This window comes from Thermoleophilum album (assembly GCF_900108055.1).
Taxonomy (GTDB): Bacteria; Actinomycetota; Thermoleophilia; order Solirubrobacterales; family Thermoleophilaceae; genus Thermoleophilum; species Thermoleophilum album.
Genome location: NZ_FNWJ01000002.1, coordinates 394785 through 409328 on the forward strand (window position 1 = coordinate 394785; position 14544 = coordinate 409328).

General features: G+C 69.0%; 13 protein-coding genes. 10 read left to right on the plus strand and 3 right to left on the minus strand.

Translation table 11 applies throughout. The features are described from left to right. The first annotated feature begins 3 nt into the window (after nt 1-3). The 7 genes from BLW41_RS07965 (at nt 4) to dapB (ending at nt 6587) form a co-directional block, all read left to right on the plus strand. Nucleotides 4-924, plus strand: a complete 921-nt coding sequence (locus BLW41_RS07965; protein WP_093117982.1) for a bifunctional riboflavin kinase/FAD synthetase — start codon at nt 4-6, stop codon at nt 922-924. 52 nt (nt 925-976) lie between these two features. Continuing rightward, entirely contained in the window at nt 977-1246 is a 270-nt protein-coding gene (gene rpsO / locus BLW41_RS07970; RefSeq protein ID WP_093117984.1) for a 30S ribosomal protein S15, read from the plus strand. 2 nt (nt 1247-1248) lie between these two features. After that, entirely contained in the window at nt 1249-1713 is a 465-nt protein-coding gene (locus tag BLW41_RS07975) for a redoxin domain-containing protein (protein WP_093117986.1), read from the plus strand. A gap of 43 nt (nt 1714-1756) precedes the next feature. Continuing rightward, nucleotides 1757-2212 (plus strand): DsbA family protein, encoded by a 456-nt coding sequence (locus tag BLW41_RS07980; protein WP_177169419.1) that lies wholly within the window; start codon nt 1757-1759, stop codon nt 2210-2212. A gap of 114 nt (nt 2213-2326) precedes the next feature. Next, nucleotides 2327-4591 carry a polyribonucleotide nucleotidyltransferase gene (locus BLW41_RS07985; RefSeq protein ID WP_093117989.1) on the plus strand — a complete coding sequence of 755 codons (2265 nt, stop codon included), beginning with the start codon at nt 2327-2329 and terminating at the stop codon, nt 4589-4591. 5 nt (nt 4592-4596) lie between these two features. Beyond that, complete coding sequence (locus BLW41_RS07990; RefSeq protein WP_093117991.1) at nt 4597-5928, plus strand: M16 family metallopeptidase; 1332 nt, start codon at nt 4597-4599, stop codon at nt 5926-5928. Beyond that, nucleotides 5925-6587, plus strand: a complete 663-nt coding sequence (gene dapB / locus BLW41_RS07995; RefSeq protein WP_093118926.1) for a 4-hydroxy-tetrahydrodipicolinate reductase — start codon at nt 5925-5927, stop codon at nt 6585-6587. Before BLW41_RS07990 ends, dapB begins: the two co-directional genes overlap by 4 nt. Here dapB and BLW41_RS08000 read toward each other — a convergent pair. Continuing rightward, complete coding sequence (locus tag BLW41_RS08000) at nt 6584-7093, minus strand: DUF3052 family protein (protein WP_177169420.1); 510 nt, start codon at nt 7091-7093, stop codon at nt 6584-6586. The two genes, dapB and BLW41_RS08000, sit on opposite strands and share 4 nt — an antisense overlap. On the opposite strand from BLW41_RS08000, the gene dapA reads away from it, so the two are divergent. Together dapA and BLW41_RS08010 are read left to right on the plus strand one after the other, a co-directional pair. After that, a complete protein-coding gene (gene dapA / locus BLW41_RS08005) occupies nt 7092-7946 on the plus strand; it encodes a 4-hydroxy-tetrahydrodipicolinate synthase (protein ID WP_093117993.1) in 855 nt (284 codons plus the stop codon). The genes BLW41_RS08000 and dapA overlap by 2 nt on opposite strands. Nucleotides 7947-7951: 5 nt before the next feature. Then, nucleotides 7952-9628 (plus strand): ribonuclease J, encoded by a 1677-nt coding sequence (locus tag BLW41_RS08010; protein WP_218138340.1) that lies wholly within the window; start codon nt 7952-7954, stop codon nt 9626-9628. Here the strand turns inward: BLW41_RS08010 and BLW41_RS08015 are convergent. Next, on the minus strand, nt 9574-11163 hold the full coding sequence (locus BLW41_RS08015) for a sensor histidine kinase (protein ID WP_093117995.1): 1590 nt from the start codon (nt 11161-11163) through the stop codon (nt 9574-9576). The two genes, BLW41_RS08010 and BLW41_RS08015, sit on opposite strands and share 55 nt — an antisense overlap. A 7-nt stretch (nt 11164-11170) precedes the next feature. Further along, nucleotides 11171-11851: a response regulator transcription factor gene (locus BLW41_RS08020; RefSeq protein WP_093117997.1), complete on the minus strand. Its 681-nt coding sequence runs from the start codon at nt 11849-11851 to the stop codon at nt 11171-11173. Between the two features lie 151 nt (nt 11852-12002). Between BLW41_RS08020 and BLW41_RS08025 the strand changes: the two genes are divergently transcribed. Continuing rightward, the gene (locus tag BLW41_RS08025; protein ID WP_143038662.1) at nt 12003-14531 is read left to right on the plus strand and encodes a DNA translocase FtsK; all 2529 of its coding nucleotides are present in this window, start codon (nt 12003-12005) and stop codon (nt 14529-14531) included. The last annotated feature ends 13 nt before the right edge of the window (nt 14532-14544 follow it).

The window sequence follows — 14544 nt, forward strand, 5'->3', positions numbered from 1 at the left end:
GCAGTGAAGGTCCGCTGGCTCCAGGAGGTCGAGTCGCGCCCGGGGCGGCGTGTTGCGATCGGCACTTTCGACGGCGTCCACCGTGGACACCAGCGGGTCATCGAAGGCTGCGACACGGTTCTCACGTTCGAGCCGCATCCGCTCGAGGTATTGCGTCCAGAAGACGCGCCACGCCTTTTGACGCCGCTCTCGGTCAAGCGCGACCTGATCGCGGCGCTCGGCGTCGACGAGCTAGTCGTAGCGCGCTTCGACCGCGCGCTTGCAGAGACCTCGGCCGAACAGTTCGTCGACGAGGTGCTGGTCGCGAAGCTGGGGGCGGCGCTGGTGTCGGTCGGCGAGAACTTCCGCTTCGGTCGTGGTGCCTGTGGAACCCCCGCGCTGCTCGCCCAGGACGAGCGCTTCGAAACACGGGTCGTACCGATCACGCGCGAGGGCGGTGAACCGATCTCTTCGAGCCGCATCCGACGATTGGTCGAGCGTGGCGAGGTGGCGGAGGCGGCGCGGCTGCTCGGACATCCCTACCTGTTCGAGGGCGAGGTAGTGCACGGCGATCGCCGCGGCCGGGAGCTCGGGTTTCCGACCGCGAACATGGTTCCCGACCGGCGCCTGTGTATCCCGGCTGCAGGGATCTACGCGGCGCTCGCGGACGGCCAACCAGCGGCCGTGTCGATCGGCGAGCGACCGACCTTCGAGAGCGACCGAGGCCTCTTGATCGAGGCCTACTTGATCGACTTCTCCGGCGACCTCTACGGTCGCACGCTGCGCCTCGCCTTCGTTGAGCGGCTGCGCGACGAGCTGCGCTTTGCTTCCCCGGGAGAGTTGGTCGCCCAGATGCGCATCGACGTCGAGCAGGCACGAGCGGCCTGTGCCCAAGCGGGGGATTGGCTCGCCGCGCTCGACCGCGCGCTGCTGGTCGCTGGCTGATCGCGGCCGTCGGGCTCGGTACGCAAGGGCCCGTGCTAGCTTTCCCGCGGCTATGACGCTGACCGCCGAGCGCAAGCGGGAGATCATCGAACGTTTCGGGCGAGGGCCCGACGACACCGGCTCGCCCGAGGTGCAGATCGCGCTGCTCACCGAGCGCATCAACCATCTCACCGACCACCTGCGGGTCCACCGCAAGGACCATCACTCCCGTCGCGGTCTGCTGATGCTGGTCGGGAAGCGACGGCGCCTGCTCCGCTACCTCGAGGATCGCGACGTCGAGCGCTACCGAGCGATCATCAAGGAGCTCGGCCTCCGACGCTGACGATGGCGGTCGCCGCGGGCCAGCCCGCTCCCGAGTTCACGCTCCCGGACCACGAGGGTCGGGAAGTTTCGCTTTCCGACCTGCGCGGACGGTGGGTGCTGCTGGTCTTCTACCCGCTCGATTTCAGTCCCGTCTGCACCGACCAGCTCAGCGTTTACGAAGAGGCCCTGCCCGAGCTGCGGGAACGGGGGGTCGAGGTGTTGGGGATCTCCGTTGACTCGCCGTTTTGCCATCGCGCCTTCCGGGAGCAGCTCGGCATCTCGACGACGCTGCTCTCCGACTTCCACCCCAAGGGAGCTGTGACCGAGCGCTACGGCTTCTACATCGGTGAGCGCGGTCACGGGGAGCGTGCGTTGGTGCTGATCGATCCCGATGGGATCGTCCGGTGGAGCTACCGCTCGCCGACGCCGCTTGAGATCCCCGGCATCAACCTCGTCTTCGACGCGCTCGAGCAAGCTGTCGCGTGAGCTGACCAGCGCCGGGCTGCCCGACCTCTCCGCGCACGATCACGTGCGTGGCGAAGGTCAGCGGCTGGCGATCTTCTATGCCGACTTCGAATGCCCACACTGCGCGTCACTGCACTTCGCGCTGGCGCAGGTGCCTGACCTGCGCGTCGTGCTTCGGCACTTCCCCGTGCGCGCCAGGCACCCACGAGCCTTCCAGCTCGCCTGCGCCGCCGAGGCGGCCGGTCTGCAGGGGGCCTTCTGGGCGTTCGCGGACTCGCTTTTCGGCGATCAGGGGCGGCTCGACCCGCCTCACCTGTGGGCCCGAGTAGAGCGCTTGGGACTCGACCTCGACCGCTTCGAGCGCGACCGGCGCAGCGCCGCGGTGCGCGAGCGCGTCGAAGCCGACCTGACCGGTGGCCTGCGCGCCGGCGTCGCCGGCACACCGACGCTCTTCCTTGACGGCCAGCGCTACACCCGGCCCTGGCCGGAACCGGTCTTGCGCCTGCTCGGGCAGCACTAACTGGCGCTTGCCGGCGCCTAGCGGGAGGCGAAGTCACTGCTAGCATCGGGCGCGCTCTAGTGAGGATCGAAGCGAGTGTGGCCGCCGACCGGAGGCGGCAGTGAAAGGATGGAAATGGCTTTAGAGGCAACGCGGGTCTCGATCGAGATCGAGCGTAAGCAGATCACTTTCGAGACCGGCCGTCTCGCGCGGCAGGCGAACGGTGCCGTGCTGGTCACCGCCGGTGAGACGATGGTGCTCTGCACCGCGACTGCAGGTGCCGATCGCGACGTCGACTTCCTGCCGCTGACCGTCGACGTCGAGGAGCGGATGTACGCGGCCGGCAAGATCCCGGGCAGCTTCTTCCGTCGCGAGGGGCGCGCCGGCGAGAAGGCGATCCTTGTCGCGCGCATGATCGACCGTCCGCTGCGGCCGCTCTTCCCGAAGGGCTGGACGCGCGAAACGCAGTTGATCGCGATCCCGATGTCGGTGGACCACAAAAACCCCTACGACGTGCTCGCGATGAACGGCGCGAGCGCCGCGCTGATGGTCTCCGACATCCCCTTCCCGCAGCCGGTCGGCGCGGTGCGCGTGGGCCTTGACGCCGAGGGCAACTTCCTCGTCAACCCGGACGAGGACTGGCTCCTTCAGAGCCCGTTGGATCTGGTCGTAGCGGGAACCGAAGAGGCGATCTTGATGGTCGAGGCTGGCGCCAACGAGGTTCCCGAAGCGGTGATCCTCGACGCGCTCGACATCGCCCACGCCGAGATCAAGCGGATCTGCAAGGCCCAGTGGGAGCTACGGGAGCGGGTCGGCAAGGAGAAGATCGCGGTCGAGGAGCCCAAGGTCGACCCAGCGATCTACGAGGAGATCCGTGCGCGCTTCGGCGCCGAGCTCGACGCTGCCACCCAGGTCGAGGAGAAGCTCGCTCGCCAGGAGGCGACGAAGGCGGTCGAGGAGCGCGTGCTCCAGGCGTTGGCCGGCGAGGAAGCGCTCGCGGGGCTCGATCCGGCGGCGGCGCTCGAGCGGCGGAAGGCCGTGCAGCTGGCCTTCGATCAGCTCGAGAAAGACATCATTCGCCGGCGGATCGCGGTCGAAAAGAAGCGGCCCGACGGGCGCGCGGCCGACGAGATCAGGCCGATCTCGATCGAGGTCGGCGTCGCGCCGCGCACGCACGGCTCCGCGATCTTCACGCGCGGCCAGACGCAGGCGTTCTCGGTCGCGACGCTCGGCACGACGCGCGACGAAAAGAAGCTCGACGACCTTGGGTTGATCGAGTACAAGCGCTACCTCCACCACTACAACTTCCCGCCCTTCTGTGTAGGGGAGACCGGTCCCATGCGGGGGCCCAAGCGGCGCGACATCGGTCACGGCGCGCTCGCCGAGCGGGCGCTAGTGCCGGTGATCCCGTCCGAGGAGGAGTTCCCGTACACGATTCGGGTGGTCTCCGACATCCTCGAGTCGAACGGCTCCTCTTCGATGGCCTCGGTGTGCGGTTCGATGCTCGCGCTGATGGACGCCGGCGTGAAGATCAAGCGTCCGGTCGCAGGGATCGCGATGGGTCTCATCAAGGAGGGTGACGACTACATCGTGCTGACCGACATCGCCGGCGTCGAGGATCACCTCGGCGACATGGACTTCAAGGTCGCCGGCACCGAGCGCGGCGTAACCGCGCTGCAGATGGACATCAAGATCTCCGGCGTCACCTTCGACATCCTGCGCGACGCGCTCGCGCAGGCGCGTCGTGCACGGCTCGAGATCCTCGAGCGGATGCGCGCGGTGTTGCCGGAGCCGCGGCCACAGCTCTCGCCGCATGCGCCACGTATCACTCAGGTGAAGATCGATCCCGAGAAGATCGGTGCCTTGATCGGTAAGGGCGGCGAGACGATCCGCGCGCTCCAGGAGGAGTACGACGCGGACATCGACGTCGACGAAGACGGCACGGTGCGGATCTACGCGCGCGACGGCGAGCTCGGAGAGCAGCTCGTGCAGCGGATCCGCATGCTCACCAAGGAGGTCGAGGTCGGCGACGAGTACGTCGGCAAGGTCGTCAAGACGACCACCTTCGGGGCCTTCGTCGAGCTTTCGAAGGGCACCGACGGTTTGTTGCACATCTCGAACATCGCGCCGGGCCGGCGGCCGAAGACCGTGGAGGAGGTCCTCAAGCGCGGTGACGAGTTGCGCGTGAAGGTCGTCGAGGTCGACCGCGAGCGTGGTCGAATCGGCTTGCGTCTCGCCGACGATCCGGAGATTCAGGGCAAGAGCCCGGAGGAGCTCGCTCAGATCGGCACCGGCGACCGCGCGCCGCGCGAGCGCGGTGAAAAGGAGCGATCGCCGCGTGGCCCGGACCATCCGGCGCGGGGAGGCAACGGTCGTCGGCGCGGCGGCGGCCGCGGCTGAGCGCGGTGCCCGCCGCCGTCGGCGCAAATAGCGACGGGCCCTTGATTACGCGGCTCGCGAGCGGCGCGCGCGTCGCCAGCGAGCGCATCGAGGGCGTGCGGTCGGTAGCTGTCGGCTTCTGGATCCGCTGCGGGTCGCGCGACGAGCCTGAGGATCTCGCAGGGGTCTCGCACTTCCTCGAGCATCTGTTGTTCAAGGGCTCGGCGCGTTACTCCTCGCGCGAGATCGACGAGATCTTTGATGCGCTCGGCGCCGAGGCGAACGCCGGCACCGGTAAGGAGACGACCTCCGTCTACGCCCGCCTCCTCGACCGTCACCTCGAGCGGGCCTTCGACGTCATCCAGGACATGGTGCTGCGGCCCGTCTACGCCGAGGTGGACTCGGAGCGCCAAGTGATCCTCGAGGAGATCGCGATGTACGAGGACGAGCCGCAGGACCGGGTCCACGACCTGCTGGCGCGTGCTTTGTTCGCCGATCATCCGCTGGGACGCCCGATCCTCGGTCGTGCAGAAGTGATCGCGAACGTGCCGGTCGAGCGGGTCGCGCGCTACCACGATGAGACGTACCGGCCGCGCAACATCGTCGTCGCGGCGGCTGGCTCCGTCGATCACGAGCGGCTCGTCGCCCTTTGCGAACAGGCGTTCTCGGACCTCGAGCCCGACAACGGTCCCACCGACCTGCCGGCGGACGCGCCCAGCGACGGGGCCTCGCGGGTCCGGTTCCAACGCAAGGACACCGAGCAGTTCCACGTTTGCATCGGGGCGCCCGGCTTGGCGCGAGCCGACGAGCGCCGTTTCGCGCTGCGCATCCTCGACACGATCCTCGGCGGCAGCTCGTCTTCGCGGCTCTTCCAGGAGGTTCGCGAGAAGCGCGGACTCGCCTACTCCGTGTACTCGTACGCCTCGCAGTTCGTCGATTCCGGCCAGGTCGCGATCTACGTGGGCACGCGGCCCGATCGCGTCAACGAGTCGCTGGAGGTGATCGGCAGCGAGCTTCGGCGGTTGATCGAAGAGGGAGTGACCGCTGAAGAGCTCGAGCGGGCGCGCGAAAACGCCAAGGGGCGCACGGTGCTCGCAATGGAATCGACGCTCGCGCGCATGAACCGGCTCGGCAGCTCGTTGCTGACGGATGTGCCGCTGCTCTCGCTCGACGAAGTGCTCGAGCGTTACGACGCCGTAAGCGCCGACGAAGTCGTGACCCTCGCGCGCGAGCTTTGGCGCCCCGAGCGGCTCTGCGCAGCGGCGATCGGCCGCGACGAGGAGACTTGGCGGCGCGGTCTGGGGGCGGTCGCACCGTCGCTCGCGGCCGCCGCCGAGGCGGCGGAGGCGGCCGCTTGATACGCGTCGCCGTCAGCGGTGCCGCGGGGCGGATGGGAGAGACCGTCTGCCGCGCGGTCGACGCGGCGGAGGACATGGAGCTCGTAGGGAGGGCCGACCCGCGCCTCGGCACGAGCGTCGAGGAGGCGATCGCCAACGCCGACGTGATGGTCGACTTCACGACCCCCGCGGTCGCCGCGGACAACGCGCGAACGGCGCTGGAGCGCGGCGTGCACGTGGTGATGGGAACGACCGGCGCGGACTTCGAGTCGGTCGCCCGCAGCGGGGGAGCGAACCTCTTTGTGGCCCCTAACTTCGCGATCGGTGCGGTCCTGATGATGGAGTTTGCGCGCCTCGCTGCACCCCACATGCGGGAGTGCGAGATCGTCGAACTCCACCACGAAGCCAAGCTCGACGCGCCATCCGGGACCGCCAAGCGCACCGCCGAATTGGTCCGCGCAGCCGGCGGCAACGTTCACGAACCGATCCACTCGGTGCGTCTTCCCGGCCTGGTCGCTCATCAGGAGGTGATCTTCGGAGGGCTCGGACAGACCCTCTCGATCCGGCACGACACCACGTCGCGCGAAGCCTTCATGCCGGGTGTCCTTTTGGCGATCCGCCGCGTCGGTGAGCTCCCGGAGCGGTACGTCGTGGGGCTCGAGCGGCTGCTGTTCGGCTAATCGCCGCCGGCCTCGCGCGCGCGCAGCGCGCGCGGGATCACGAAGCGAATCGCTGAGCGCTCGGCATCCAGCGAGCAGGTCTTGTTGTCGATCAGCCCCAGCTTGCGGGCGACCGGCAGGACCCGTAGCTGCTCGAGCTGCCAGCGCCCGCCGCGCTTGGGTGTGACCAGCCAGATACGACCGGTGTCGCGCAGCCGCGGGCGGTATCGCACCAGTGCCTCGGCGGCGTCCTTCGCCGTTTCCACAGCGACGACGGCGGCATCGAGCTCGCCCGACCGTACGAAGCCGCGACCGATCGCGGCGCGCAGCTCCCGGCGTAGATCGGCGCCGATCTCACCGGCTACCTCGACGCGTTCGCCTTCGCCGATGCCCAACCGCCGCGCGAGTTCGCCGACCGCCTTGACGTCCTCGCCCATCGCGCCCATTGTGACATTGGCTGCGGCGGCCTCGGCGCTGTAAGCCGGGGCCCGCCGCTCGCCCCTGGGGGTGCGATAATCGCGGTTCATGTCGTCGTTCGGCGGGATCCTGACGGCGATGGTGACCCCGTTCGACCGCAACGGGGCGCTCGCCGAGGAGCAAGCGGTGCGTCTCATGCACCACCTCCTCGACAACGGCTCGGACGGACTGGTCTTGACCGGCACCACCGGGGAGGCGCCAACGCTCAGCGACGACGAGAAGGTCGCGCTCTGGCGTCTCGGGGTCGAGGAGTGCGGCGACCGCGGACGGATCATCGCCGGTACCGGTAGCAACGACACCAGGCACACGATCGAGTTGACCGAGCGCGCGGCAGCCGCCGGAGTCGACGCTGCGCTGGTGGTCGCCCCGTACTACAACAAACCCAATCGGCGCGGTTTGCTCGCCCACTTCCGGGCGGTCGCGGCTGCCACCGACCTCCCGATCATCCTCTACAACATCCCTTCCCGCTGCGCGGTCGACATGCCGAACGATCTGTTGCGGGAGCTCGCGGAGGTCGAGAACATCGTCGCCGTCAAGCAGGCGCGTTACGAGGATCTCGAACCGATCGAGGGACTCGAGCTCCTGGCCGGTAACGACGACATGCTGGCGCGCGTGCTGGACCTCGGCGGCAGCGGCGGTATCACGGTTGCCTCGCACCTCGTGGGACCGCAGATGCGGCGCATGATCGACGAGCCCGAGCAGCGCCAGCAGATCCACGACTCGCTGCGCGACCTTTTCGAAGCCTTGTTCGTGACCACCAGCCCGATCCCGATCAAGGCGGCCTTGAACATGCTCGGTCACGACGTCGGAGGTCTGCGTCTACCGCTGGTCGAAGCGAGCGAAGAGGAGAAGGCCGTGGTGCGCGCCGCGCTCGAGCGCCACGGCCTGCTCGCGACCGTCTGAGCACGGTGTCGCGCCTGCTGCGCGTCCTGCCCCTTGGGGGGCTCGGTGAGATCGGCAAGAACATGACCGTCGTCGAGTACGACGAGCGCATCCTCGTGGTCGACGCCGGGCTGATGTTCCCCACGCCCGACCAGCTGGGGATCGATCTGGTCTTGCCGGACTTCGGTTACCTGCGCGAGCGGGCCGACCGAATCGAGGCTTTCGTGCTGACCCACGCGCACGAAGACCACGTGGGGGCGCTTCCCTTCGTTCTCCGCGACCTCGGCGTCGAGCGCGGGATACCGGTCTACGCGGGACGGTTGACAGCCGCGTTGGTGCGCTCGCGGCTCGACGAACACCGCCTTAAGCGAGCGATCCAGAGCGTGCAGGAGCTGCGTCCCGGCGAGCGCGTCGCGGTCGGCCCGATGGAGATCGAGCTGATCCGCATGTCGCACTCGATCCCGGACTCCTTCGCGGTGCTTATCTCATGTCCGCTCGGGCGCGTGCTGATCACCGGCGACTACAAGTTCGACCAGACACCGATCGACGGTCACCCGCCCGACGTCCGGCGACTCGCCGAGCTTGGAAGCGAGGGACTGTTGCTGCTGTGCGGGGACTCGACCAACGCCGATCGCCCGGGCATCTCGCCCTCCGAGGCGATCGTCGGCCCGCAGCTCGAGCGCGTGTTCGCACAGTGCAAAGGCCGCGTGGTGGTTACCTCCTTCGCCTCCAACGTCCACCGGCTTCAGCAGGTCCTCGACGCGGCGGCGGCGACCGATCGTCGGGTTTCGATCGTCGGGCGCTCGATGCGCAAGGCCTTCAACATCGCGCGCACGCTCGGCTACCTCAACGCCGCCGAGGGAGCGCTCGTGCCGCCCCACGAGATCGAAGACTTCCCGCCCGAGCGTCTCGTCGTGCTTTCGACGGGCTCCCAGGGGGAGCCCCTCTCGGCGCTGCGACGCATGGCGCACGGCGAACACCCGCACGTAAGCCTGCGCGCGGGCGACACGGTCGTCTTCTCGGCCACGCCGATACCAGGTAACGAGCGCGCGGTGAACGAGACGATCGATCGCATCTACCGCATCGGAGCCGACGTGATCACGCCGCGTGACGCCGACGTTCACGCCTCCGGCCACGGCTACGCGGAAGACCTCAAGCTGATGATCAACCTCACCCGCCCGCGCTACGTGATGCCGATCCATGGCGACTACCGGCGGCTGCGGTTGCATGCGCGCCTCGCCGAGGCGGTGGGTGTTCCGCCGGAGCGCATCTTCGTGACCGAGAACGGGCGTCCGCTCGAGCTCGACGAACAGGGAGCGCGCCTCGGCGAGACGGTGGGGGCGGGAGTCATCTTCGTCGACGGCATGGAGGTCGGCGACATCGAGGACGTAGCTCTGCGCGACCGCCGCATGCTCTCGGCGGACGGCATCTTCATCGTCGTCGCCACGATCTCCGGCCAGGACGGTCGCTCGGTGGCGCCGCCCGAGGTGCTCTTCCGTGGCGTGCCGTTTCTTACCTCCAGCGAGGACGGGTTCGTGGAGGACCTGCGCCGGGAGGTCGAGCGGTCACTGGCGCGGGCGGCGGCCGACGAGGTTCGCGAGATCGACCTGCTCCAGGAGCAGCTGCACGACGACGTGGCGGCCTTCGTCTACGAGCGGCTGCGTCGCCGACCGCTGGTGCTGCCAGTGGTCGTCGAGGTTTGAGCGCTACCGGCAGCGGCTAGATCGCGCGCCTGCGCGTCGGCGGCGGTCGCCGCAAGCTGCGCAGGCAGCCTCAGCTCGAAGCGCACGCCGCTCGGCCGCAGCGGCTCGAGCCGCACGGAGCCGCCGTGGCCTTCGGCGACCGCTCTTACGATCGCCAGTCCGAGACCGTTCCCGGGTGTGCGCGCGCCGCCGCGTACAAAGCGCTCGAAGGCTCTCGCCGCGACGGCCGGAGGAATGCCCGGTCCGTCGTCGGCGACGGTCAGCATCGCATCCCCGTCCTCGAGTCGCAGCGCGACTTCGACGTGCGTTCCCGCGGGCGTGTGCACAAGCGCGTTCTCGACCAGGTTGAGTACGGCCCGCAGCAGCTCGTCGCGATCGCCCGACACCACGGGACCGTTGTCCGGCAAGTCCGTGTGCAGATCGTGTCGCTCTGCCAGCGGCGCGAGCTCCGCCACTGCCTCGCGTACGACACTTGCCAAGTCGACCGGTCGGCGCTCGGGTGCGCGGCCGTCTGCGGCCCTGGCGTCAGCACGGGCAAGCGCCAGCAAATCGCCTACAAGACGGCGCATGCGGTTCGCGGAGCGGAGCGCGGCACGCGCGATTTCGCGCTGTTCGCCGGCCAGGTCAGGCTCCAGTAGCTCGAGGTTCGCAAGCACGCTGGTGAGCGGTGTGCGCAGCTCATGCGAGGCGTCAGCCAAGAACCGCCGTTGCACGGTGAGTGCCGCCTCCACCTCGCTGCGGGCGGCGGCCAGCTCGCGCAGCATCCGCTCGAGCGTCGTCGCGAGCTCGTGAACTTCGTCGTGGGCCTCCGGCTTCGGTAGCGAGACGCGGGGATCGCGGGTATCGGCGACGTGGCGCGCAGCCGCGGTGAGCCGGGCGATCGGCCGCATCGCCCGCGACGCGACCAGGAAGCCGCCGAGAAAGGCCAGGCCCGTACCGCCCAGCACGCCAAGCGCCAGGAACACGTTGATGCGATCGATCGTGCGGTCGACGGCTGCACGAGGGCGCGCGTATTGGACGTAGGCGGTGGGGGTCGCGACCGGCGTCGATAGGGGGTCGAAGGGGTTCGTGCGCACGCTCTGCACCCCGAGCAAGGGGCGCGCCACCACTCGGTACGGACCGACGTCGACGATGCCCTCGCGGGCGGGCCCGAGATGTGGCGCATCGAGCGGCGCGATCACGCGCTGGTGGTAGTCGAGGATGCGGATAACCGCGCCACCGCTCGCAGCCGCGCGAATCACCGAGAGGTCCTGCGCGCGCACCTGTAGCGAACCGTCGAGCGCGCGGTCGACGCGCAGCTGCTCTTGCAGATCGGCGGCGGTGGCGCGCAGCTCATCGTCGAACCCAGCACGCACGCGTCCCCCTGCAAACGCACCAACTACCACCGCGAAGAGGCACAGAATCAGGCAGGTCAAAGCGGCGGAGACGATCGCCAGCTTCAGACGCACCGGTACGCGCAAGCGCGCGCGGACGAACCACTTGACGACCGCCTGCGTCAAGCCGCTGCTAGGTGCGTGCGCGGGCGCTTTCGCCATCGCTGCGCTAGGCCTCCCGCAGCACGTAGCCAGCGCCCCGCACGGTGTGCAGGATGCGGGGCTCGCCGCCGGCCTCCAGCTTGCGGCGCAGGTTGGAGATGAACACGTCGACGGTGTTGGTCTCGGTGAACGGGTCGTAGCCCCAAACCTCGTCGAGCAGCCGCTGGCGGGAGATCACCAGCCGCTCGTTGCGCATCAAGTACTCGAGGAGGTCGAACTCGCGGGCGGTTAGTTCGATTTGCCGCGAGCCGCGAACGACCTCGCGGGTGTCGGGGTTGAGGCGCAGATCGCCAACCACCAGCGGTGCGCTGCCCTGTGGTGGATGACGACGCAACAGCGCCCGCACGCGCGCCGATAGCTCGGCGCGGTCGAACGGCTTCACCAGATAGTCGTCGGCTCCGGAGTCGAGCCCCCGCACGCGGTCGCCGACCGCGTCGCGGGCGGTGAGCATCAAGATCGGCGTCCGGTAGCGCTGGCGCAGCCGCTTGCAAACGTCGATGCCGTCGAGTCCTGGCAGACCGAGGTCGAGGATGATCAGGTCGGGTTGGTAGAAGTCCACTTTTTGCAGCGCGCTCGGACCGTCCTCGGCAATCTCCACGTCGTAGCCCTCGCGACGCAGCGAACGGCGCAGCACGCTCGCGATCTCGAGGTCGTCTTCGACCACCAACAACCGCGCTGGACGGTTCATCGCACGCAGCCAATGCTAGGGATCGCCGATCGCGCTCCTGGCGGCTGGGGCAGGGACCAACGGGGGGCTGTCGAAGCGGTCTCTAGGTTCAAACCGTATGCCGCGCGCGCGCCGAGCAAGAGTCGCTGCCTCACGAGGCAGTCGCCTGCGAGTGCCCGAGCTTAAGCTCGGGCAGCTCGAGCGCGACCTCCTCGGGTTGCTGCTCGCTGCGTTCGGTATCTGGGGTGCACTGGTCGGTTACCTGGGAAGCGCCGGCGGCGCGCTCGGGCGGGCGCTGGTCGGCGGCTTCGAGCTGGCGCTCGGGGTTACCGCGGCAGCGGTGCCGCCGGCGCTGGTGCTAGGCGGCTTGGCGCTCGTCGCACGACCGCTGGTGCGCCCCCCGAGGCGGCTGCTTATCGCCGCGCTGCTGGCCTGGCTTGCGATCGCCACGGTCGCCGCTGGCGGTCTCTTCGGTGTGACGAGCGCTCCCGCGGGAAGCGATCCGCAGCGTCTGTTCGCAGCCGAGCGGCTGCGCTCCGGGGGCGGCGCGGTCGGCGCCGCGATCTACGGGCTCGCGGAGGCGCTGGTGCAGCGCACGGGGGTCTACCTACTGGTCCTCTTCACGCTTTTGGCGGCGCTGTTGCTCGCGACCGGGCGGCCGCTTGCCGAGCTCGTGAGCGCGCTTTGGCAGCGCCTCGCTCCGATGCGGCGGGAAGTTGGCGGGCAGCTCGCCGCCGTCGCACGCACCCGGCGGCTGCCGCTAGCAGGCAGGCACAGCGCTGATCGTTCGCCGGCCGGCGAGAGCTCTGCGGATCCGGTGTGGTCGGCTAACTTCGTTGACTCGGGCGAAGCGGAAGTGCCCGACCCGGCCGCCGCGGCAACCATCACCATCGATCCTGCTGATCGCTTTCCCGACCTCTACGAACAGGAAAGCGCTGCGCGGCACACGGAGATTGCGCCGGAAAGCGCGGACGCGATCGGGCGCTCGGACGCCGAGCGCGAGGAGCAGATCGCGGCGGAGGCCGAGCGCGCAGCTGCAGCCACTCCCGAAGGCGCCGAGCGCGTCTTCGAAGCTCCTCCGGAAGATGTCGAGTTGCCCACGCCGAGCGAGGTCTCGAGCGCACCGGCGGCGACCGCAGGGCCGACGGCGCGAACCCCGCAAGGCGCCCTGCGCGGCGGCGTGACCTTCGCCGAAGGTGGGCGCTACGAACTGCCCGCGCCGACGCTCTTGCGTCGCAGCCAAGCAGCGCAGGAGATCGACACCCGCCAGATCGAGCGCACCGGCCGCCAGCTGGTCGAAGCGCTCGGTCACTTCAACGTCGAGGCGCGCGTGATCGGGACGATCGTCGGTCCCCACGTCACGCGTTTCGAGCTGCGTCTCGCACCCGGCACGAAGATGGCGAAGATCGCGCAGCTCAAGGACGACCTCGCCTACGCGTTGGCGGCCGAGCACGTCCGCATCCTCGCGCCGATCCCTGGCAAGCAGGCGGTCGGCGTGGAGGTGCCGAACCGCAGCAGGCGCCTGGTTCACCTCGGCGACGTCTTCCAGGAGCCACCGCGGGGTTGGTCGCCGCTTACCGTCTGGCTCGGTAAGGACATCGCCGGCAACGCGGTGGCTGCCGACATCGCCAAGCAGCCGCACATCCTGGTGGCCGGCGCGACCGGCTCCGGTAAGTCCGGCTGCGTGAACGCGATGCTCAGCTCGATCCTGATGCGGGCGAGCCCGAACGAGGTGCGGATGGTGTTGGTCGACCCCAAACGGGTCGAGCTCAACCACTACGAGCAGGTCCCGCACCTACTTACGCCGGTCGTGACAAGCCCCCGCGCGGCCGCCAACGTGCTCTCGAACCTGGTGCGCGAGATGGAGGAGCGCTACGGACTGATGAGTCGCGTCAAGGCGCGTTCGCTGCCGGAGCTGAACCGCCAGCGTGCGCGCGCCGGCGAGCCCACGCTTCCGTACATCCTCTGCGTGATCGACGAGCTCGCGGACCTGATGATGATCGCGCCTGCCGAGGTCGAGGACTCGATCATTCGCCTCGCACAGAAGTCGCGAGCGGTCGGCATCCACTTGGTGCTAGCCACCCAGCGCCCCAGCGCCGATGTCATCACCGGCCTGATCAAGGCGAACATCCCGGCGCGCATCGCCTTCGCCGTGTCGTCGCAAACGGACTCGCGGGTGATTCTCGATCAGAACGGTGCCGAGTCGCTGCTCGGCCAGGGCGACATGCTCTTCCGCCCGGCCGGAGCTTCCCGACTCGCGCGCATCCAGGGCGCCTTCATTTCGGAGGAGGAGATCGCGCGCCTGACCGCGCACTGGCACGCCCAGGGGGAGCCAGAGCTGCGCGAGGAGTTGTTGGGATCCCCGCCCGAGGAGAGCGACGAGGAACAGGGTGCGGGCGCCGATGCCGATCATGACCCGCTGCTGGCGGAGGCGATCCGCACGGTAGTCGCATTGGGGACCGCCTCGACGTCGATGCTCCAGCGACGGCTGCGTGTCGGCTACACGCGCGCCGGGCGCTTGATCGACATGATGGAGCGGCTTGGTGTGGTCTCCGGCTACGAGGGATCGAAGGCCCGGCAGGTGCTGATCGGGGAAGCCGACCTGCCGCGGATTCTCGAGATCGTCGAAAGCGGCGGCAGCGCGCTAGACGACACCGGCGAGCGCGCGGCCGGTGATTTGGCGCCCGACGCGGTTAGCTGAGGAGCGTGCGGCA